General features: G+C 74.7%; 19 protein-coding genes. 7 read left to right on the top strand and 12 right to left on the bottom strand.

From position 1 onward, the window contains the following. The first annotated feature begins 5 nt into the window (after positions 1-5). Together IR158_RS03540 and IR158_RS03535 are read left to right on the top strand one after the other, a co-directional pair. Complete coding sequence (locus IR158_RS03540; RefSeq protein ID WP_291809617.1) at positions 6-800, top strand: alpha/beta hydrolase; 795 nt, start codon at positions 6-8, stop codon at positions 798-800. Positions 801-807: 7 nt separating this feature from the next. Beyond that, positions 808-1,992 (top strand): SpoIIE family protein phosphatase, encoded by a 1,185-nt coding sequence (locus IR158_RS03535; RefSeq protein ID WP_291809614.1) that lies wholly within the window; start codon positions 808-810, stop codon positions 1,990-1,992. 21 nt (positions 1,993-2,013) lie between these two features. Here the strand turns inward: IR158_RS03535 and rsmD are convergent, their stop codons facing one another. The 5 genes from rsmD to IR158_RS03510 all read right to left on the bottom strand — a co-directional run bounded on the left by rsmD (position 2,014) and on the right by IR158_RS03510 (position 8,720). Continuing rightward, entirely contained in the window at positions 2,014-2,586 is a 573-nt protein-coding gene (gene rsmD / locus IR158_RS03530) for a 16S rRNA (guanine(966)-N(2))-methyltransferase RsmD (RefSeq protein WP_291809611.1), read from the bottom strand. Beyond that, positions 2,583-4,217, bottom strand: coding sequence for a DUF6297 family protein (locus IR158_RS03525; protein ID WP_291809608.1), 1,635 nt, complete (start codon positions 4,215-4,217; stop codon positions 2,583-2,585). Before IR158_RS03525 ends, rsmD begins: the two co-directional genes overlap by 4 nt. Then, entirely contained in the window at positions 4,214-4,900 is a 687-nt protein-coding gene (locus IR158_RS03520) for an ABC transporter ATP-binding protein (protein ID WP_291809606.1), read from the bottom strand. The genes IR158_RS03525 and IR158_RS03520 overlap by 4 nt, the downstream gene beginning before the upstream one ends. A 90-nt stretch (positions 4,901-4,990) precedes the next feature. Beyond that, positions 4,991-7,195 (bottom strand): ATP-dependent DNA helicase RecG, encoded by a 2,205-nt coding sequence (locus IR158_RS03515; protein ID WP_291810124.1) that lies wholly within the window; start codon positions 7,193-7,195, stop codon positions 4,991-4,993. A 40-nt stretch (positions 7,196-7,235) separates the two neighbouring features. Beyond that, on the bottom strand, positions 7,236-8,720 hold the full coding sequence (locus tag IR158_RS03510) for a DAK2 domain-containing protein (protein WP_291809603.1): 1,485 nt from the start codon (positions 8,718-8,720) through the stop codon (positions 7,236-7,238). 428 nt (positions 8,721-9,148) lie between these two features. Between IR158_RS03510 and rpmB the strand changes: the two genes are divergently transcribed. Continuing rightward, the gene (gene rpmB, locus IR158_RS03505; RefSeq protein ID WP_046528726.1) at positions 9,149-9,340 is read left to right on the top strand and encodes a 50S ribosomal protein L28; all 192 of its coding nucleotides are present in this window, start codon (positions 9,149-9,151) and stop codon (positions 9,338-9,340) included. Between the two features lie 119 nt (positions 9,341-9,459). Continuing rightward, positions 9,460-9,984: a GNAT family N-acetyltransferase gene (locus IR158_RS03500; RefSeq protein WP_291809587.1), complete on the top strand. Its 525-nt coding sequence runs from the start codon at positions 9,460-9,462 to the stop codon at positions 9,982-9,984. Between the two features lie 25 nt (positions 9,985-10,009). Here IR158_RS03500 and IR158_RS03495 read toward each other — a convergent pair whose 3' ends face one another. Beyond that, positions 10,010-10,996, bottom strand: a complete 987-nt coding sequence (locus IR158_RS03495; protein WP_291809584.1) for a thiamine-phosphate kinase — start codon at positions 10,994-10,996, stop codon at positions 10,010-10,012. Positions 10,997-11,089: 93 nt separating this feature from the next. Between IR158_RS03495 and IR158_RS03490 the strand changes: the two genes are divergently transcribed. Beyond that, positions 11,090-11,563, top strand: a complete 474-nt coding sequence (locus IR158_RS03490) for a DUF3515 family protein (protein ID WP_291809581.1) — start codon at positions 11,090-11,092, stop codon at positions 11,561-11,563. A 10-nt stretch (positions 11,564-11,573) separates the two neighbouring features. On the opposite strand, the gene IR158_RS03485 is transcribed toward IR158_RS03490, so the two are convergent. Next, positions 11,574-12,746: a D-alanine--D-alanine ligase family protein gene (locus tag IR158_RS03485; RefSeq protein WP_291809578.1), complete on the bottom strand. Its 1,173-nt coding sequence runs from the start codon at positions 12,744-12,746 to the stop codon at positions 11,574-11,576. 74 nt (positions 12,747-12,820) lie between these two features. On the opposite strand from IR158_RS03485, the gene IR158_RS03480 reads away from it, so the two are divergent. Beyond that, positions 12,821-14,053 carry a PLP-dependent transferase gene (locus IR158_RS03480; RefSeq protein WP_291809575.1) on the top strand — a complete coding sequence of 411 codons (1,233 nt, stop codon included), beginning with the start codon at positions 12,821-12,823 and terminating at the stop codon, positions 14,051-14,053. A gap of 48 nt (positions 14,054-14,101) precedes the next feature. On the opposite strand, the gene IR158_RS03475 is transcribed toward IR158_RS03480, so the two are convergent. The 5 genes from IR158_RS03475 to leuC all read right to left on the bottom strand — a co-directional run bounded on the left by IR158_RS03475 (position 14,102) and on the right by leuC (position 19,548). Next, complete coding sequence (locus IR158_RS03475; protein ID WP_291809573.1) at positions 14,102-15,121, bottom strand: NAD(P)H-dependent glycerol-3-phosphate dehydrogenase; 1,020 nt, start codon at positions 15,119-15,121, stop codon at positions 14,102-14,104. Then, positions 15,118-15,852, bottom strand: coding sequence for a 1-acyl-sn-glycerol-3-phosphate acyltransferase (locus tag IR158_RS03470; RefSeq protein ID WP_291809570.1), 735 nt, complete (start codon positions 15,850-15,852; stop codon positions 15,118-15,120). Before IR158_RS03470 ends, IR158_RS03475 begins: the two co-directional genes overlap by 4 nt. A 49-nt stretch (positions 15,853-15,901) precedes the next feature. Next, positions 15,902-17,233, bottom strand: coding sequence for a UDP-N-acetylglucosamine 1-carboxyvinyltransferase (gene murA, locus IR158_RS03465; protein WP_291809567.1), 1,332 nt, complete (start codon positions 17,231-17,233; stop codon positions 15,902-15,904). A 154-nt stretch (positions 17,234-17,387) separates the two neighbouring features. Next, entirely contained in the window at positions 17,388-18,056 is a 669-nt protein-coding gene (gene leuD, locus IR158_RS03460; protein ID WP_291809565.1) for a 3-isopropylmalate dehydratase small subunit, read from the bottom strand. Between the two features lie 28 nt (positions 18,057-18,084). Continuing rightward, positions 18,085-19,548, bottom strand: coding sequence for a 3-isopropylmalate dehydratase large subunit (gene leuC, locus IR158_RS03455; RefSeq protein ID WP_227575769.1), 1,464 nt, complete (start codon positions 19,546-19,548; stop codon positions 18,085-18,087). Between the two features lie 118 nt (positions 19,549-19,666). Between leuC and IR158_RS03450 the strand changes: the two genes are divergently transcribed. Then, positions 19,667-20,386, top strand: coding sequence for an IclR family transcriptional regulator (locus IR158_RS03450; RefSeq protein ID WP_291809558.1), 720 nt, complete (start codon positions 19,667-19,669; stop codon positions 20,384-20,386). Positions 20,387-20,476 lie beyond the last annotated feature (90 nt).

Below are 20,476 nucleotides of genomic sequence, written 5' to 3'. Positions count from 1 at the left end.
GACGGGTGAGCGTCGTCGACCGGCACGACATCCACGTCTCCGGGGCTGCGGGGGCGCAGCCGCTCGTCTTCGCGCACGGCTTCGGCTGCGACCAGAACATGTGGCGCCACGTCGCGCCGCGCTTCGAGGACGCGTTCACGGTCGTGACCTTCGACCACGTCGGTGCCGGCGGCTCGGACGCGTCCGCGTACGACCCGGTGCGGCACGGTTCCCTGCAGGGGTACGCCGACGACGTCCTGACCATCCTGCGCGAGCTCGACCTGCACGACGTCGTCCTCGTCGGCCACTCCGTGTCGGCGACGATCGGGGTCCTGGCCGCGGTGGCGGAGCCCGAGCGGTTCGACAAGCTCGTGCTCGTCGGCCCGTCGCCGCGCTACATCGACGACGACGGCTACACCGGTGGATTCACGCAGTCGGACATCGTGGAGCTGCTCGACTCCCTCGACAGCAACTACCTGGGCTGGTCGGCCGCGACGGCGCCCGTCATCATGGGCAACCCGGACCGCCCGGAGCTGGGCGCCGAGCTGACGGCGAGCTTCTGCCGGTCCGACCCGGACATCGCCCGGAGGTTCGCGCACGTCACGTTCCTGTCCGACAACCGCGCCGACCTGCCGCACGTCACCGTGCCGACCCTCGTCCTGCAGTGCAGGGACGACGTCATCGCGCCCGTCGCCGTCGGCGAGTACGTGCGCGACGCGATCCCCGGCGCCCGCCTCGTGCTGCTCGACGCCACGGGCCACTGCCCCCAGCTCAGCGCACCGGACGCGACGACGTCCGCGATCGCCGGGTTCGTCCGCTGAGGTCGCCGTGACGACCCCGCCGGACGCGACCGACGCCGCCTTCCAGGAGGCGTTGCGACAGGACACCCTCGGGCTGCTGGACGACCGCGCACCGTGCGGTTACCTGTCGACGACGCCGGACGGCCTGGTCGTGCGGGTCAACGAGACGTTCCTGGCCTGGACCGGGCTGCGCCGCGCGGACCTCGTGGGACGCCGGAGGTTCGTCGACCTGCTGCCCGTCGGCGGGCGGATCTACCACGAGACCCACTACGCGCCGACGCTGCGCATGCAGGGCACCGCCCGGGAGATCGCCCTCGAGATCGTCTGCGCCGACGGCAGCCGTCTGCCCGTCCTGGTGAACTCGGTGCTCGACCGCGACGCCGAGGGTGCGCCGGTCGTCATCCGCACCGCGGTGTTCGACGCGACCGAGCGGCGGCGGTACGAGCAGGAGGTCCTCGCGGCCAAGCGGCGCGCCCAGGAGTCCGAGGCGCGCGCGCTGCAGCTCGCGCAGACCCTCCAGCAGACCCTGATCCCCCCGACGCCGCCCCACGTCCCGGGTCTCGACGTCGCCGCCGCCTACCGGCCTGCCGGCGACGGGCGGCACGTCGGCGGCGACTTCTACGACGTGTTCCAGGTCGCCACCGACGACTGGGTGGTCGTGCTCGGCGACGTCCAGGGCAAGGGCGCCGAGGCCGCCGCCGTGACGGCGCTCGCCCGGTACACGGTGCGGGCGGCGTCCGTGGAGCACGACGCCCCGAGCGACGTCCTGCGCACGCTCGACGAGGCGCTGCGGCGTGCCGACACGGACCGCTTCTGCACGGTGGTCGTCACGCGGCTGCGCCGCGCCGACCACCGGTGGAGCGCGACGGTCGCGTGCGGCGGCCACCCGCTGCCGCTGCTGCGGCGGCGCGGCCGGCGACCCGCGACGGTCGGGCAGCACGGCCCGCTGCTGGGGGTCCTGCCGGCGCCGACGTTCACCGACACCGAGGTCCCCCTACGACCCGGCGACGCGCTGGTGCTCTTCACGGACGGCGTCACCGAGGGCAGGCACCGGCGCGGGGAGTTCTACGGGAACGAGCGCCTCGAGACCGTCGTCGACCAGCACCGGGGGTGCGCCGCCGACGTGACCGACGCGATCATGGCCGACCTCATGAGCCACCAGGGTGGCGACGCGCGCGACGACATCGCGGTGGTCACGGTCGCCGTGGAGTGAGGTCGGCACGGCCCGCGGCCCTCAGACGGGGTGCTCCGCGAACCACACCCGGGTCTCGCCGTAGCGCCGGTCGTCGAGGTCGACGAGCGGCAGCGGCCACGTCGGCGCCGCCGCGCGCGACGAGCGCTCGACGACGACCACGCCCCCCGGTGCGGTGCAGCGCGCCGCACCGGCGACGGCCGTCGCGAGGGCGTCGTCGGGCAGGTCGTAGGGCGGGTCGAGGAGCACCAGGTCGAAGGCCTCGACCGCGGGTCCCCCGTCCGGGGCGACGCGGGCGAGGTACCGGTCGACCCTGTCGGCGACGACGTCGACGCGGTCGGCGAGCCCGAGCGTGCGGGCGTTGCGGCGGCACACGTCGACGGCCCCCCGCGCGGCGTCGACGAGCACAGCGCGCTCCGCGCCACGGCTGACGGCCTCCAGACCGAGCGCCCCGGACCCCGCGAACAGGTCGAGCACGCGTGCGCCGTCGACGGCGTCGAGGTGCTCCAGCCGCGAGAACAGCGCCTCGCGCACGCGCTCGCTCGTCGGACGCGTCCCGGATGGCGGAACCGCGAGGGTACGGCCGCCCGCGCTGCCGGCGACGATCCGCGTCACGGGGCACCGGCCTTGCGCTGGTCCTGCTCCTCGAGCATGCGCTCCATCCAGCCCTTCTCCGCCGTCGACGACGCGATCATCACGGCGATGACCGACAGCCAGACCTGCCCGGTCACCATGATCGTCGTCACCGTGCCGAGTGCGATCGCGATCCACAGGGGAAGCAGGCAGAACGCCACGAGATCGGGGCCGCGGGCGATCACCTGCAGCACCCCCATGGGCAGCGCGCCCGCGGGCGTCGAGACCAGCGGCTTGTCCCAGCGTGGGGCCGGCCGGTAGGCGGCGCGGACCGCGGCAGCAGCCCACACCGGGGCTGCGCTGACCCCCAGCAGGAGCCAGTCCTGCGTCGCACCCGCCCAGCGGCCGACCGCGGAGAACACGACGACCGACCACACCAGGGCGACCAGCCCGGGGACGACCATCCGCAGCCGCCGCACGGTGCGGTCCCCGAGGGGCAGCAGACGGTCGATCACGGGCGCCATCTCGGCCCACCGCGCACCCTCGGCGCTCGCGCTCGACATCATCCAGCCCCCCAGCAGCACCGTCACCAGGATGCCGACGGGACCGGCGAGCTGGGGCACCACCGTGGCCAGCACGGGCAGGCCCGCCGCCACGACGATCTGCACCACGTGCCGCAGCGACCGGCGCAGGACGACCAGGTCGGCCGTCACCAGCGCGGTCATCGGGCCGCGGACGGTCGACAACCGCGACGTCCGGCGGCGGGACGCGGCCGCCACACCACCGGACAGCGCGCGCCCCAGCTCACGCGAGTCGAGCGACACGACGGCGCCGACCGCGTGGGTGGCGGCGGAGCCGCCCTCGCGCAGCGTGCGCCCCGGCAGCGCGCCCAGGCGGCGGTCCACGACCACGGCCAGCACGACCACGACGGCGACCACCGCCGCCACGACCGCCCACGTCACCGACGGCAGGGCGCGGGGTGTGCGCCCGCTCAGGACCACCAGGGCGGCGAGCACGGGGGCGGCGACGAGGAGGAGGTCGCCGACCAGCGCGGTCCGGCGCCGCGGCACTCCACCGGACTGCGCGGCGGCCGCCACGAGGACGACGAGGGCGGCGACCACCGCGCCCAGCACGCCCGCACGGACGAGCTCCACGCCCCCGCGCTCCAGCAGGCCGGCCTCGAGCACCACCACGACGACGCCCCCGGCGAGCGCCGCCACGAGCGGGACGCGGGCGGCGGCGGGGCGCAGCAGACCACGGCGGTCCACGGGCAGGGGCAACCACCACGCGGCCTGCGCTCCCTCGGCGCCGACGGGACCGAGACGTCCGGCGGTGGACAGGAGCGCGCCGACGGCCGCCAGCAGGATCGTCGCGACGAGCACGGGCAGGCTGAGGCCGCCCGGCTCGAGCGTCGGCGGTGCGTCGGGCAGCCCGTCACCGAGCTGCTGGACGATCCCCAGCACGATGAGCACCGACAGCACGACGCTCACCGCCACGGTGTACAGCTCCGTCAGCAACGATCCCGCACCGACGCGGGCGCGGGCCTGCGCGGCCTTGGCCGTGAACCGGCGGATCTCGCGCGCGGAGGGCACCTCGCCCAGCTCGAAGTCGCCGACCTGAGGATCGTCGCGCAGGTCGCCCGGGTCGTCCGCGAGGGCGTCGACGTCGGTCACAGGGCGACCCTGGCGATCCGGTCGGCCGCGTCGGCAGGTTCGAGGAGCAGGGACTCGTCGTCGGCGACGTGCACGGCCCGCGTGCAGACCGCGGCGACGAGGTCGGGGTCGTGCGTCGCGATGAGCACGGCGCCGCCGGCGTCGCGCTCGGCGCGCAGAAGATCCGCGAGTCGGGCACGCATGCGCTGGTCCAGCCGCTGCTCGGGCTCGTCGAGCACGAGCAACGACCGGGGACGGGCGAACCCGGCGGCCAGCAGGAGGCGGCGGCGCTGACCCGAGGACAGCGACACGGGCGTGGCCCGCGCGTGGTCCGCGAGGCCGAACTCCTCGAGGAGCGCTGCGACCTCGGTCTGCGCTCCGAGCACGCCGTGGCCCCGGGCGGTGAGGTACAGGTGCTCGGACACCGTCAGGGCGGGGAAGTACGCGTCGTCGTCGAGCACGCTGGACACCTCGCGCCGGAACGACGTCTCACGCTCGTCGACGGGGCGGCCGAGCACCTGGACGTCCCCGCCGAGCGGCTCGAGCAGCCCGAGGACGGTCTTGAGGACCGTGGACTTGCCGGACCCGTTGGCGCCGACGAGCGCGACCGCGGCCCCCGCCTCGAGCGTGAAGGTGACAGGGCCGCACACGGGCGCCGTGCCGTAGCCGACCTGCAAGTCACGAGCACGCACCACGGGAGCCATGCCGCCAGGGTAGTCAGCGTCGGGTGGTGGGCCGACCCCGCGGTGCGGCGCCCCGCGACCGGCCTGCACACCGAGTCGGCGCGCACGTGCTCACGCCCGGTCGAGGAACTCCTCCCGCTCCCCCGCGAGCGACGCCTCGATGGCGGCACGCAGCGCGGGCCACGCCTCGAGGTCACCGTCCTGCTCGACGAGGGCGCGTGCGTCGGTGCGGGCACGCGCGATGACGTCGGCGTCCCGGGTGACCCGCAGCAGCCGCAGCGAGCTGCCGCGCCCGTGCTGGGCGGCGCCCAGCACGTCGCCCTCGTGCCGGAGCTCCAGGTCGAGCGCGGCGAGCTCGAAGCCGTCCGTCGTCGCCGCGAGCGTCTCGAGACGTGTGTGGGCGTCCGTCCCCGGCTGCGCCGCGCTGACCAGCAGGCACAGGCCCGGGCGGGTCCCCCGCCCGACCCGGCCGCGCAGCTGGTGCAGCTGCGAGATCCCGAACCTGTCGGCGTCGAGCACGACCATGACCGTGGCGTCGGGGACGTCGACGCCGACCTCGACGACCGTCGTCGAGACGAGGACGGGCGCCTCTCCCGTCGCGAACGCCGCGAACGCCCGGTCCTTCTCCTCGGGGGCGAGCCGACCGTGCAGGACACCGACGCCCACACCGGTGAGGTCCTGGCGCGCGCGCAGCTCCTCGGCCACGTCGAGCACCGCCCGCAGCGGCCGGCGCGCGCCCACGTCGGGGGCACCGACGGTCGGTCCGGCGTCCAGCACCAGGTCCGTGCCGTCCTCGTCCGCCGCGTCGCCGGCCACCGCGTCGCCGTCGATGCGCGGGCACACCACGTAGGCGCGCCCGCCACCGTCGACCTCCTCACGGACCCGCTGCCAGGTGCGGTCGGTCCACCGCGGGTTGTCGGCGGGCACGACGTGCGTGGTGATGCCCTGCCGACCGGCGGGCACCTCGCTGAGCACCGACGTCTCGAGGTCGCCGAACACCGTCATGGCCACGGTCCGCGGGATGGGCGTCGCCGTCATGACCAGCGTGTGGGGCGTCCGGCCGGCCTTCGCGCGCAGCGCGTCACGCTGCTCGACCCCGAACCGGTGCTGCTCGTCGACGACCACCAGTCCCAGGTCCGCGAACTGCACGTCCTGCGACAGCAGCGCGTGGGTGCCCACCACGATGCCGGCGGACCCGCTCGCGGCGTCGAGCATCGCACCGCGCCGCGCCGCCGTCGGCAGTGAGCCCGTCAGCAGCGCGACACGCGTGGCCAGTGCAGCGCCCCCGAGGAACCCGCCCTCGGCGAGATCGCCCAGCAGCCCCCGCAGGGTGCGGGCGTGCTGCGCCGCCAGCACCTCCGTGGGCGCGAGCAGCGCCGCCTGCCCGCCGGCGTCGACGACCTGCAGCATGGCGCGGAGTGCGACGACGGTCTTGCCCGAGCCGACCTCCCCCTGCAGCAGGCGCTGCATGGGCCGCGGGGCCGCGAGCTCCCGGGCGATCTCCTCGCCGACCGCGCGCTGCCCGGCGGTCAGGGTGAACGGCAGCCGGGCGTCGAACGCCTCGAGCAGACCGCCCGCACGCGCGGGACGCGCGACGGCCTCCTCGCGTGCGACGCGGGCCCGGCGGCGCGCGAGCTCGGCCTGCAGCACGAGGGCCTCCTCGTACCGCAGCCGCGCGCGACCCCGCTGCCAGTCCGCCTCGTCCTGCGGCACGTGGACCAGGCGCAGGGCCTCGACCAGCGTCGGCAGCGCGTCACGCGCCCGCAGGTGCGGGGGGACCGGGTCCGGCACGTCCTCCTCACGCAGGGGGTCGAGCACCGTGCGCACGGCCTGGGCGACCTTCCACGACTCGAACCCGGCGACCGCCGGGTACACGGGGATCGGCCGCCCGGCCTCGACCAGCGCCTCGTCCTCCTCGTGCGCGTCGTCGTCGGCACCGAACAGCCGGCACTCCGGGTGCATGAGCTGCAGCGTGTCCCGGTAGAGCGACACCTCGCCGGTGAACAGCCCGCGCCGCCCCGGGCGCAGCTGCCCCTGGCGCCACTCCAGCTTCTTGACGTGCGACGCGAAGAACGTCAGCTCGATGCGGCTGTGCCCGTCGGTGATGGTCGACTGCAGGAGGCCGCGCCCCTGCGCCGTCGGGCGCAGCGAGGTCCGCACGACCTCCGCCACGACCGTCACGTGCTCGCCCACGCGCAGGCTCGCCATGTCGGTGAGCGTGCCGGGCTCGGCGTACCTGCGCGGGTAGTGCCGCAGCAGGTCGCCGGAGGTCTCGAGGCCGAGCTTGCCCAGCGCCTTGGCGGTGCGGGCGTTCATGCGCGTCAGGGGGACGGTCAGCGGGTCCGAGGCGAGCACGTCAGTCGACCCCCACCCACCACGCGGCGCCGGCGGCCGGGCCGGCGACGACCACCTCCAGCTGAGGGTGCGCCGCACGCAGGACGTCCGCCGCGGCGCGCGCTGTCGCGCCGTCGACGTCGACGCCGTGCACGAGCGTGACCCCCTGCGCACCGTGCACGTCCGCGAGCAGCGCGGCCACGACCCCCGGCACCTCGTCGGCGCAGGCGGGCGTGCCGCAGCGCAGACGTCGCAGGGCGTCACCGCCCGCCTCGGGCGTGACCTGCGGGTCCGCGACGAGGGCGAGGCACGCGACGGCCGCCGGGCCGTCCCCTGCCGTCGCCAGCAGGTCGAAGCGCGGATCGGCGGGCACAGCGGCCACCGGCACGACGCCCGCGCCGACCACGACGACCCGACCGGCGCGCGTGTCGACGGCCGCACGGGCGACCTGCTCGACGTCGGGGTCGGGGCCGACGAGCGTCACCGCACCGCACGTCGCGTACCAGGCCGACAACCCGGGCGACGGCGTGAGCACGACGAGCCCCCGGTCGGCCGGGGTCGGCTCGTCGACCCGCCGCACCACGACCTGCTCCCGCGCGGCCTCGGGCACGAGCCCGATCGCGGCGGCCGGGTCGTCGCAGTGCACGTGCGCGTGCCGCGACCCCCCGGCGTCGACGACGGCGACCGCGTCCCCCACGCCCTGCAGCGCGACGGCGAGGCCGGCGACTCCCGGCCAGGTGGCACGGACCAGCATCATCACCTCGTACGCGCCACCCGACGCCGGCGCGCACCCCGCGACGACGTCCGGACCCGCCCGGGGCAGCCACGCGAGGTCGAGGTCGGCCTCCTGCAGGGCCAGCCCACCGGTGCGCAGCGTGTGCACGAGCGCGTCCAGCACGACGAGCAGCGCGCACGCGCCTGCGTCGACCACGCGCGCCGCACGCAGGACGTCGTGGCTCGCGCTGAGTCGGTCCAGGTCGGCGCGGGCCGCCTCGGTCGCAGCCGCAAGGACGTCGGCGGGCGAACCCGCGGTGTGCCGCATGCCGCGGCGCGCGTGCGTCGCGACCTCCCGGGCGATGGTGAGGACGGTCCCCTCCTGGGGGTCCGGCACCGCGTCCCGTGCGGCACGGGCGGCCCGCTCGAGGCCGCCGACGAGAGCCGCCGTGCCGTCCCCGCCCGCCGGCGGCCCCGCCGCGAGGCCCGCCGACAGGCCGACGAGCCACTGGCTCAGGATGATCCCGGAGTTGCCGCGCGCGGCCCTGGCGGCACCGTGGGCGAACGTCTCCAGGAGCTCCGTCGGTCCGTCGAGCCCACGGTCCGCTGCGACGGCCGCCGCACCGCCCGCGACGGTCAACGTGACGTTCGAGCCGGTGTCCGCGTCCGGGACGGGGAACACGTTCACGGCGTCGATGAGCTCCCGGGCGGCCCGGCACGCGGTGAGCGCCCCGGCCGCCCACGCGCGCACGGCGTCGCCGTCGAGCACGACCTGTCGAGCCGCGACCTCCACGCGCACCTCCCTCTCCGCTCGCTGCGCCGGTCCGGCGCGGGTGACGTGCTGCGGCGTCCGCCGGTGGGTCGACGACCGCGGTGGTCGACGAACGACGGTATCGACGCAACGACGGGATCGACGAACGACGGGATCGACGACCGACGGAACCTGTGACCGACGGAATCGACGACCGACGGTGTCGACCACAGCCCGCGGGACCGTCGGCGCCCACTGTGCCGCACGCCGCCCACATTTGGGTGCTGCCCCGACGATGGGCTAGTCTTGCCCGGTTGCCCGGACACCGTCCGGCACCCCCACAGACCCTTCCGACGCACCGTCGTGCGGTCCTGGCCCTCGGGCCGGGTCGACGCGCAGGAGCGCGGGACACGTGCACGACCCCCCGGGCCGCCCGTCGGCCCGCGACAGGACAGAACCAGGAGAAGACCGTGGCTGCCAACTGCGACGTCTGCGCCAAGCGCCCGAGCTTCGGGCACAGCATCTCGCACTCCCACGTGCGTACGAAGCGGCGTTGGAACCCGAACATCCAGCGTGTGCGGGTGGTCGTCGCCGGCACCCCGAAGCGCCTCAACGTGTGCACGTCGTGCCTCAAGGCCGGCAAGGTGCAGCGCGCGGTCTGACCGCACCGCACCATCGCGTCGGGGTGACCCGACGCGACGCACGCCCGACACGCCGAAGGCCCACGAGCAACTGCTCGTGGGCCTTCGTGCTGCCGAGCACCTGTGGCAGGGTGGTCGCCATGGTCGAGCACATCGACGAGGTCACCATCCGCCCCGCGACGACGCGCGACGCTGCCGACATCGCGGGCGTGCACGTCCGGTCGTGGCAGGAGGCGTACGCGGGCATCGTCCCCGACGACCACCTGCGCTCGCTCGAGCCTGCGTCCCGGGTCGAGGGCTGGACGGAGCACCTCGCCCAGGGACCCGACAAGCACGTGCGCACCTACGTCGCCGAGGCCGACGGCCGGGTCCTCGGGTTCGCGTCGTACGGGCCGAGCCGTGACGAGGACGCACGGCGCGGCGAGCGTGAGATCTACGCCATCTACCTCGACCCGGGCACGTGGGGTCACGGTGTCGCCCGCGACCTGATCCGGACGGTCCTGGCCGAGGTCGGCGAGCGGACGCCGATGTCGCTGTGGGTCCTGGCCGACAACTCCCGCGCCCGCCACTTCTACCGCCGCCACGGGTTCTCCCCCGACGGCGTCGAGCGCCTCGAGACCGTCGGCGGCGCCGAGCTCCTCGAGGTGCGGTACCGCAGGGGCTGACGGCCGCGGCCCGACCTCTCCCCGCTCAGGCGCCCGGGTCGCCGAAGTGGTCCCAGCCCGGCGTGACCGCTCGCGGCGGCTCACCGCCGACGAGCACGACGTCCGCCCCGCGGCTCGACACCACCCCGATCGCGCGGAAAGGCTCCGGGAGCGGCACGTCCGGGGGGAACGTCGCGAGCAGCCCGTGGTCCTCGCCGCCCGTGAGGAGCCACTGCGTGAGGTCCGCGCCCAGCACGTCGGCAGCGGCGGCGAGTCGCGCGGCGTCCTCGGCGAACGCCGAGAGGGGATCCTCGAGGCGGAGGGTCACACCGCTGGCGCGCGCGATCCGGGAGGCGTCGCGCAGCAGGCCGTCGGAGACGTCGAGCATCGCCGTCGCCCCGGCGCGAGCCGCGGCCGGGCCCGCGTCCAGGGGTGGTGCCGGTGCCCGGTAGGCGGCGGTCAGACCAGCGTCCGGCTCGGGCAGCCCCGCGCTCAGCAGCGCGAGACCGGCTGCCGACCAGCCGCGTCGGCCGGCGTGCGCCACCACGTCACCGGCGCGCGCGCCGCTGCGCAGCACCGGTGGGCGCCCCTCGAGGTCGCCGTGCGCGGTGACCGACACGACGATCGCCGGACCCGCCGACAGGTCTCCCCCGACGACCCCGACGTCCAGCGGCCGGCAGGCGTCGCCCAGCCCGCGCGCGAGCCCCTCGACCCACGCCACCGGCGTCCCACCCGGCACGACGAGCCCGACGACCAGCGCCACCGGCCGGGCTCCCATCGCGGCGACGTCCGCGAGGTTCTGCGCGGCGGCACGGCGCCCGACGTCCTCGCCGCTGGACCACCGGCGGCGGAAGTGCACGTCCTCGACCAGCACGTCGCAGGTCACCACGTACCTGCCGTCGGGCGCGACCACCACGGCCGCGTCGTCACCGGGCGGCACGAGGGTGCGGGACCCCACAGGCAGGTGGGGGAAGATGCGGTCGAGCAGGTCCTGCTCGGAGAGATCGGCGACGACGGGGCTCTCGGCAGGCACCCGCCCACGCTAGACCGTCGGGTCGTGCGCCGTGCCCACCCGCGCCGCGACGACCCGGCCGTGCGCCGCCTCCACGACGGGTAGCGTGGACGCGTGCTCCACCGCCCCACCGTCGCGACCACCGCAGCGGCGTGCGCGCTCGTCGTCCTGTCCGCGTGCGCACCCACCGTCCCCGTCAGCGTCGCACCGTTCGCGACCGACCCCGTGTGCGCCTCGGTCGTGCTGGCCCTGCCGCGGTCGCTCGGCGAGGGGCTGGAGCAGGTCGACACCGACGCGCAGGCGACGTCCGCGTGGGGCGACCCGCGGTCGGCCGTCGTCCTGCGGTGCGGGGTCGAGCCGCTGGGGCCGACGACCGAACGGTGCCAGTCCGTGAGCACACCCCGGGGCCCGACGATCGACTGGGTGGTCGTCGAGGACGACGGCGACTGGACCTTCACGACCTACGGGCGCGAGCCCGCGGTGCAGGTCGTGGTCCCGCAGGCCGTCGCGACGACGCGCTCGACGGCGTTCGTCGACCTGCTGGGCCCCGCCGTCGCGCTGACGGAGCAGCAGCGCTCCTGCCTGTGACGCCGACGGCTCAGCGCAGGCCGAGGGGTCGCTCGAGCGCGAGGCCGACGAGCTCGTCGACGAGCTCGTCGTAGCCGAGTCCCGAGACCTCCCACATCCGCGGGTACATCGAGTAGGGCGTGAACCCGGGCATGGTGTTGATCTCGTTGACGACGACCTCACCGTCGTGGCCCACGAACACGTCGACGCGCGCGAGGCCCTCGCACCCGACGGCCTCGAACGCCCGCACGGCGACGTCCTGCACGCGCGCCACGACCTCCGGGGCGAGCTCGGCCGGGCAGGCGAGCGTCACACCCGCCTCGTCGAGGTACTTCGCCTCGAAGTCGTAGAAGGCGTGACGTGCGTCCGTCACGACGATCTCCCCCGGCAGGGAGGCGCGCGCGGGCGAGCCCGCGCGGCCACCGAGGACGCCGCACTCGATCTCGCGGCCGACGAGCGCCGCCTCGACGATGACCTTGGGATCGTGCTCGCGGGCCGCGGCGATCGCCGCCGGCAGCTCGGCCGGGTCCTGGACGCGCGTGATCCCCAGGCTGGACCCGGCGCGTGCGGGCTTGACGAACAGCGGCAGACCGAGCTCCGCGACGAGGGTGTCCACGGTCTGCGCGTCCACGGTGCGACCCGCCGGCAGCACGCGGAACGGACCGATCCGCAGCCCGGAGCCGGCCAGCACGAGCTTCATCATGTGCTTGTCCATGCCGACCGCGGACGCCAGCACGCCGGACCCCACGTAACGCACGTCGGCGAGCTCGAGCAGTCCCTGCAGGGTGCCGTCCTCGCCGAACGGCCCGTGCAGCAGCGGGAAGACCACGTCCACGGCCTCCAGCGGGGTCTCCAGCCGCCCGTCGCGCAGCACCTGCACCTCACGGTCGGTGGTGCCCTGCGGCAGCAGCACGTGCGTCGACGTGTCCTCGACCTGCGGGAGCCGCCCGTCGCGGATGGCCCAGTGGTCCGGGTCGTCGTCCGCGAGCACCCACTGCCCGGCGCGCGTGATCCCGACCGCGACGACGTCGTACCGGTCCCGGTCGATCGCACGCAGCACGCCACCGGCGGTCGCGCAGCTGATCGCGTGCTCGCCGGAGCGTCCCCCGAAGAGCACCATGACCCGTGGGCGACGAGCCGCCGTGGGACCGTCACCGTGGGTGGGTGTGCCGTCGTCGGCCGGGGGGATCCTCGTGGCGTCCATCGCGCACAGACCCTACCCTCCCGGTCGCCCCCCGGACGCCCGCGAGCGGTCCCGTCCGGCGTACCCTGCGACGCGTGACGACCCCGGCGCCCGACTCCCCGGCCCTTCGACCCGCGCACCCGTCCGGGGTGTCCCCCCGCACGCTCGCCGTCAGCGCGGGACGTCCCGCCCGGGTGCCCGGCGGCAGCCTCAACCCCCCGCTGGTGCTCACCTCGACCTTCGTCTCCCAGGGCGCGCCGGCGCCCGGCGAGCACCTCTACGGCCGCATCGGCACCCCTGCGTGGGAGCCGTTCGAGGACGCGCTCGCCGCCCTGGAGCGCACCGACCACGCCGCCACCGCCCGGCGGGTCGACGGTCCGCCCGCCACCGTGTTCGCCTCCGGCATGGCGGCCATCGACGCGGTCCTGGCCCTCGTGCCGGTCGGCGGGCGCGTCGTCGTGCCGCGGCACGCGTACCAGGTCACGCTCGTGCTGCTGCGCGAGCAGGCGGAGCGCGGTCTGCTGCGCGTCGACGCCGTCGACGTCGCGGACACGGACGCGGTGGTCGCCGCGGTGCGCGGGCAGGACGAGCCCGCCGCGATGCTGTGGCTGGAGTCCCCGACCAACCCGATGCTCGAGGTCGCGGACGTCCCTGCGCTGGTCACGGCGGCGCACGACGCCGGGGCGGTCGTCGTGGTCGACAACACCTTCGCCACCCCCCTGGTGCAGCGACCCCTCGCCCTGGGCGCGGACGTCGTCGTGCACTCGGTCACCAAGTACCTCGCGGGGCACTCCGACGTCGTGCTCGGGGCCACGGTGACGGACGACGACGACCTGCACGCGCGGATCGTCGCCCACCGGACCACCCACGGCGCGATCGCCGGGCCGTTCGAGGTGTGGCTCGCGCTGCGGGGCCTGCGCACCCTCGCCCTGCGCGTCGAGCGGGCCCAGGCCAACGCGGGCGAGCTCGCGCGCCGGCTCGCGACCCACCCGCAGGTCGTCGAGGTCCGCTACCCCGGCCTCGCGGACGACCCGGGCCACGCGCGTGCCGCGGCCCAGATGGACGGTTTCGGGGCGATCATCGGGCTGCGGCCCGTCGGCGGCCCTGCCGGTGCCGACGCGCTCGTCGACGCGGTCGCCCTGTGGGTGCCGGCCACGAGCCTGGGCGGGGTCGAGTCGACGCTCGAGCGCCGCCGCCGGTTCGCGACCGAGTCACCGACCGTGCCAGAGGACCTCGTGCGCCTGTCCGTCGGGATCGAGGACGTCGAGGACCTGTGGACGGACCTGGACGGCGCACTGCGGGCGGCGGGGCGCACGACCTGGGTCTGACCCCTTCGGGCGAGGGACCTGACGCTCCGTCGTCCGAGCCCCTGTCGGTCAGACCCGCTCCGCCTTGTGCGGGCGCGCCAGCAGGAGCCCGGCGAGGCGGTCGACCGGCAGGTCCTCGTGCAGCACCTGCACCACCGCCGACGTGATCGGCATCTCGACGCCCAACGAGGTCGCGAGCGCGAGCACCGAGCGGCACGACTTGACCCCCTCGGCGGTGCCGCCCGTCGCGACGACGGCCTCGTCGAGGCTCATGCCGCGCCCGATGTGCACACCGAGGGTGTGGTTGCGCGAGTCCGGGGACGCACAGGTCGCCATGAGGTCACCCATCCCGGCGAGACCCGGGAACGTGTCCGCGTCGGCCCCCAGCGCGAGCCCCAGCCGCGCGATCTCCACCAGGCCGCGCGTGATGACGGTCGCCATCGTGTTGAAGCCCATCCCCCGGCCCTGCGAGATCCCGACCGCGAGCGCGATGACGTTCTTGACGGCACCGCACAGCTCCACGCCCACGACGTCGGGGTTGGTGTACGGCCGGAAGTACGAGGAGGCGCACGCACGTGCGACGAGCTGGGCGGTCGCGTCGCTCGTCGACGCGACGACGGTGGCCGTCGGCTGGCGCTGCGCGATCTCCCGCGCGAGGTTGGGCCCCGACAGCACTGCGACACGGCTCGCGTCGATGCGCAGGCTCTGCGCCACCACCTCGCTCATCCGCTGGTCGGTGTCCAGCTCGACACCCTTCATCAGGGAGACGACCACCGCGTGCGCGGGCAGCGCGTCCGCGAGCGGGGCCAGGACCTCGCGCGCCCGCTGCGACGGGACGGCGACCGCGAGCACGTCGGCGTCGGCCACGGCGGCGCGTGCGTCGAGCGTGGCCGTCACCCCGGCGGGCAGCTCGATGCCCGGCAGGTAGCGCGTGTTGCGGCCGTCGCGCGCGATCTCCTCCACCGTCGCCGCATCGCGCCCCCACACGGTGACCGAGCAGCCCGCGTCGGCCAGGACCGCCGCGAACGTCGTCCCCCAGCTGCCGGAGCCGAGCACCGTGGCGCGCAGCGGGGCGTCCTGCGCGCTCACGCCGCCGCCTCGTCGCCGGCCGCGCGCCTGCGGCGCATGTCGTACCGCTCGGCGGGCGCCTGCTCGCCGCGGACCTGCTCGAGAAGGTCCGTGATGGCCGACATGACGCGGTCGGTGGCCTCGCGCAGCGTCGCGGTGTCCTGCGGCCGGTCGTACAGGTCGGACAGGTCGACAGGCGGCCCCGCCACGACCGTGGCCTTCTTGCGAGGGAAGGGCTTGAGCACCTTGCCGTAGGGCGCCAGCAGGTCCTGCATGCCCCACTGCGCGACGGGCACGACGGGCGCACGGGTCGTCAGCGCCAGACGGGCCACACCGGTGCGGCCCGTCATGGGCCACAGGTCGGGGTCCCGCGTGAGCGTCCCCTCGGGGAAGACCGCGACGCACTCCCCCGCCTCGACGGCCGTGACGGCCGACCGCAGGGAGTCCCCCGCAGCGGCGGTCTCACGGTGGACGGGGATCTGCCCCGTGGCCCGCAGGAGCGGTCCGACGACGGGCACGCGGAACAACGACGACTTGGCCAGCACGCGGGGCACGTGCCCGTGGTCCCACAGGTAGTGCGCGAACGTCAGCGGGTCCACCTCGGTCATGTGGTTGGCCACGGCGATGAACCCGCCCTCGGCGGGCAGGTGCTCGGCACCGTGCCAGTCAGGGCGGGTCGTCGCGAACAGGAGCGCACGCACGATCCGTGCGACGTTGCGGTAGGCGAGGTTGGAGCGCGACGGCGACGGCACGGGAACCGATGGTAGCCGGGGCGGGGCCGCTCGCGGTCCGCCGTCCGGGTCAGCGACGCCCGGTGTCCTCGCGGCTGAACTGCGCCCCGAGTGCCTCGAGCTTGTCGGTGAACCGCTCGTAGCCGCGGTCGATCAGGCTGATGCCCCGCACCGCCGACGTGCCCTTGGCCGCGAGCGCGGCGATCAGGTGGCTGAACCCGCCCCGCAGGTCGGGCACCTCGATCTCGGCCGCCGACAGGGGCGTGGGACCCGAGATGACGGCCGAGTGGTAGAAGTTGCGCTGACCGAAGCGGCACGGTCGCCCGCCCAGGCACTCCTTGTAGACCTGGATGGTGGCCCCCATGCCGACGAGCGCGTCGACGAACCCGAAGCGGTTCTCGTACACGGTCTCGTGGACGATCGACAGTCCACGCGCCTGCGTGAGCGCCACGACGAGCGGCTGCTGCCAGTCGGTCATGAACCCGGGGTGCACGTCGGTCTCGAGCTGGAGCGAGCGCAGGTCGCCGCCCGGGTGGAAGAACCGGATGCCGTCGTCGTCGATCGCGAACTCGCCGCCGACCTTGCGGAACGTGTTGAGGAACGTGGTCATCTCCGGCTGGGTGGCCCCGCGCACGTACACGTCACCGCCGGTCGCGAGCGCGGCGGACGCCCAGGAGGCGGCCTCGATGCGGTCGGCCAGCGCCGTGTGCTGGAATCCCACGAGCCGGTCGACGCCCTCGATCCGGATCACCCGGTCGGTGTCGACCGAGATGATCGCGCCCATCTTCTGCAGCACGTTGATGAGATCCATGATCTCGGGCTCGATCGCCGCGTTCGCCAGCTCGGTGATGCCCTCGGCGCGCACCGCGGTCAGCAGCAGCTGCTCGGTCGCCCCCACGCTGGGGTACGGCAGCGCGATCTTCGTGCCCTGCAGGCGGTACGGCGCGCGGATCCGGATGCCGTTGTCGGTCTTGTCCACCACCGCACCGAACTGGCGCAGGATGTCGAGGTGGAAGTTGATCGGCCGGTCGCCGATGCGGCACCCACCGAGGTCGGGGATGAAGGCCTCCCCGAGGCGGTGCAGCAGCGGGCCGCAGAAGAGGATCGGGATGCGGCTGGACCCCGCGTGCGCGTCGATGTCCGCCACGTGTGCGGACTCGACGTCCGTCGGGTCGAGGCTGATGGTGCCGGCGTCGTCGTCGATCTCGACCTTCACACCGTGCAGCCGGAGCAGGCCGGACACCACGGCGACGTCCCGGATCTGCGGCACGTTGCGCAGCTCGCTCGGCGTCTCGCCGAGGAGTGCGGCGACCATCGCCTTGGAGACGAAGTTCTTGGCCCCTCGGACGGTGATGCCGCCCCTCAGCGGGTTGCCACCGTCGACGTACAGCAGGTCGCTCATGTGCACATCGTCTCCCACGGAGCGGCCCCCGCGCTCCATCTGCGTGTCTTGATCTGCGGTCCTCGCAGAACCCTCACAACCGGCGCGGGCGGGCGCCCGGTCGCAACCGCGCGCCCGCCCCCGGCGACACCCCAGGTCAGGGGCGTCGGTGAGCTCAGGCGCCGCGCGTCGGACCGAGGTCCACGGTCACGACCGGGCGTGCGGGCCGGACGGCCACCGGCGGCAGGTGCTTGGCAGGCAGCGTCGCCGGACGCCAGGACTCCCGGTGCTGCTCGAACTCGGTGATCTCGTCGGCGTGCTGCAGCGTGAGCCCGATGTCGTCGAGCCCCTCCATGAGGCGCCAGCGCGTGTAGTCGTCGACCTGGAACGGCACGACGACGTCGTCGCACGTCACCGTCCGGGACGCGAGGTCGACCGTCACCTCGGTGCCCGGGCTGGTCTCGAGGATCTTCCAGAGCAGCTCGACGTCCTCCTGGGCGACCTGCGCCGCGAGGAGCCCCTGCTTGCCGGAGTTGCCGCGGAAGATGTCCGCGAACCGTGCCGAGATCACGACCCGGAAGCCGTAGTCCTTCAGCGCCCACACGGCGTGCTCACGCGACGAGCCGGTGCCGAAGTCGGGCCCGGCCACGAGGACCGACCCGGACCGGTAGGCGTCCTGGTTGAGCAGGAAGGCAGGGTCGCCCCGCCAGGCGGCGAACAGGGCGTCCTCGAACCCCGTGCGCGTGACCCGCTTGAGGTACACGGCGGGGATGATCTGGTCGGTGTCGACGTTGCTGCGACGCAGCGGGACGCCGACCCCGGTGTGCTGGGTGAACTTCTCCATGATGTTCCTACCTGGGTCTCGGGGGGCGTCAGACGGTCTGCAGCGCGTCGTCGGGCGTCAGCGGGCTGCCGTCCGGCACGGCCACGTCGGCGCCGAGGTCGGCGACGGACGACAGCGTGCCGCGGATGGCCGTGGCCGCCGCCACGAGCGGCGAGACGAGGTGGGTGCGTCCACCCTTGCCCTGGCGCCCCTCGAAGTTGCGGTTCGACGTCGACGCCGAGCGCTCCTGCGGCGCGAGCTGGTCGGGGTTCATGCCGAGGCACATCGAGCAGCCGGCGTTGCGCCACTCGGCACCGAAGTCGAGGAAGATCTGGTCGAGCCCCTCGGCCTCGGCCTGCAGCCGCACGCGCGCCGAGGCGGGGACCACGAGGACGCGCACGTCGTCGGCCTTCTTGCGGTCCTTGACGAGCTTGGCGACGGCCCGCAGGTCCTCGATGCGCCCGTTGGTGCAGGAGCCGATGAAGACCGTGTCGACCTTGATGTCGCGCAGCGGCTGTCCCGGGACCAGGCCCATGTACTCGATCGCCCGCTCGGCGGCCACGCGCTCGTTGGCGTCGGCGATCTCCTCCGGGACCGGGACGTTGCCGGACAGCGGCAGGCCCTGGCCGGGGTTGGTGCCCCAGGTGACGAACGGCTCGAGGTCGGCGGCCTCGAGCACGACCTCGGCGTCGAAGACCGCGTCGTCGTCGGTGCGCAGCGTGCGCCAGTACTCGACGGCCGCGTCCCAGTCGGCACCCTCGGGAGCGTGCGGGCGGCCCTTGAGGTACTCGAACGTGGTCTCGTCCGGCGCGATCATCCCCGCGCGGGCCCCGGCCTCGATCGACATGTTGCAGATCGTCATCCGCCCCTCCATCGAGAGGTTGCGGATGGCCTCGCCGCGGTACTCCAGGACGTAGCCCTGGCCGCCGCCGGTGCCGATCTTGGCGATGATCGCCAGGATGATGTCCTTCGCGCTCGCGCCGATCGGGAGCGCGCCGTTGACGGTGATCGCCATGGTCTTGAACGGTGCCAGCGGCAGGGTCTGCGTCGCGAGGACGTGCTCGACCTCGCTCGTGCCGATGCCGAACGCGAGGGCGCCGAACGCGCCGTGCGTCGAGGTGTGGGAGTCGCCGCAGACGACGGTCAGCCCGGGCTGCGTGAGCCCCAGCTGCGGCCCCACCTGGTGCACGATCCCCTGGTCCGCGTCGCCCAGCGAGTGCAGCCGCACGCCGAACTCGGCCGCGTTGTTGCGCAGGGTCTGGATCTGTGTCCGGCTGGTCAGGTCGGCGATCGGCAGGTCGATGTCGAGCGTCGGCGTGTTGTGGTCCTCGGTGGCGAGGGTGAGGTCGGGACGACGTACCGGCCGACCGGCGAGGCGGAGCCCCTCGAAGGCCTGCGGGCTCGTGACCTCGTGCACCAGGTGCAGGTCGATGTACAGCAGGTCCGGCGCACCGTCCGTGCCACGGCGCACGACGTGCGCCTCCCAGACCTTCTCCGCCAGCGTGCCGGCCATGTTCGTCGTTCCTCTCGTCCGGGCGGGGGCCTCCCGGGTCACCGAGTCGATGACCATCCGCCGAGGGCCATGTGCCCTCCGGCTTGCATCTCAGCCTTCGAGACGCCAATATCGACCTATGGACAACTCTAGCGGAGTCGGCGTCCTGGACAAGGCCGCGTCGGTGCTGAGCGCCCTGGAGGCCGGACCCGCGACCCTCGCACAGCTCGTCGCCGCCACCCATCTTGCACGCCCGACGGCCCATCGCCTCGCAGTTGCGCTCGAGCACCACCGTCTCGTGGCGCGCGACCTGCAGGGCAGGTTCGTGCTGGGGCCGCGCCTGTCGGAGCTCGCGACCGCGGCCGGGGAGGATCGGCTGCTGGCCGCCGCCGGCCCCGTCCTGGCGCTCCTGCGCGACCACACCGGGGAGAGCGCACAGCTCTACCGCCGTCAGGGCGACCAGCGGATCTGCGTGGCGGCCGCCGAGCGCCCCATCGGGCTGCGCGACTCGATCCCCGTCGGCGCGACGCTCACCATGCAGGCCGGGTCCGCCGCGCAGGTGCTGCTGGCGTGGGAGGAGCCCGACCGGCTGCACCGTGGGCTGCAGGGCTCCAAGTTCACGGCGACGATCCTGTCGGGCGTCCGGCGCCGGGGCTGGGCGCAGTCGGTCTCGGAGCGCGAGGTCGGCGTCGCGTCGGTGTCCGCACCCGTCCGCGGGCCGTCCGGCCGCGTCGTCGCTGCCGTGTCGGTCTCCGGACCGCTCGAGCGGCTCTCACGGCAGCCGGGCCGCCTGCACGCCGCGGCCGTGGTCTCGGCCGCGAACCGCCTCACCGAGGTCCTGCGGCGCACCGCGGACTGAGCACGCACGTCGGGCCCGGGGACCGGTGCAGCGCACCGACCCCGGGCTCCGTGCTGCGCCGTCGGGTCCTGGGCTGCGCGGGCGCCCGGG

The sequence above is a fragment of the Cellulomonas sp. genome (assembly GCF_015234515.1).
In the GTDB taxonomy this organism is placed as follows: Bacteria; Actinomycetota; Actinomycetes; order Actinomycetales; family Cellulomonadaceae; genus Cellulomonas.
This window is presented reverse-complemented; position numbering and strand designations above follow the sequence as displayed.

Coding starts and splice junctions, on each gene's coding strand:
- leuD (WP_291809565.1), bottom strand. CDS start 18,056: ATGGAGAAGTTCACCCAGCACACCGGGGTCGGCGTCCCGCTGCGTCGC.
- IR158_RS03485 (WP_291809578.1), bottom strand. CDS start 12,746: ATGGACGCCACGAGGATCCCCCCGGCCGACGACGGCACACCCACCCAC.
- leuC (WP_227575769.1), bottom strand. CDS start 19,548: ATGGCCGGCACGCTGGCGGAGAAGGTCTGGGAGGCGCACGTCGTGCGC.
- IR158_RS03515 (WP_291810124.1), bottom strand. CDS start 7,195: ATGAACGCCCGCACCGCCAAGGCGCTGGGCAAGCTCGGCCTCGAGACC.
- IR158_RS03450 (WP_291809558.1), top strand. CDS start 19,667: ATGGACAACTCTAGCGGAGTCGGCGTCCTGGACAAGGCCGCGTCGGTG.
- IR158_RS03500 (WP_291809587.1), top strand. CDS start 9,460: ATGGTCGAGCACATCGACGAGGTCACCATCCGCCCCGCGACGACGCGC.
- IR158_RS03520 (WP_291809606.1), bottom strand. CDS start 4,900: ATGGCTCCCGTGGTGCGTGCTCGTGACTTGCAGGTCGGCTACGGCACG.
- murA (WP_291809567.1), bottom strand. CDS start 17,233: ATGAGCGACCTGCTGTACGTCGACGGTGGCAACCCGCTGAGGGGCGGC.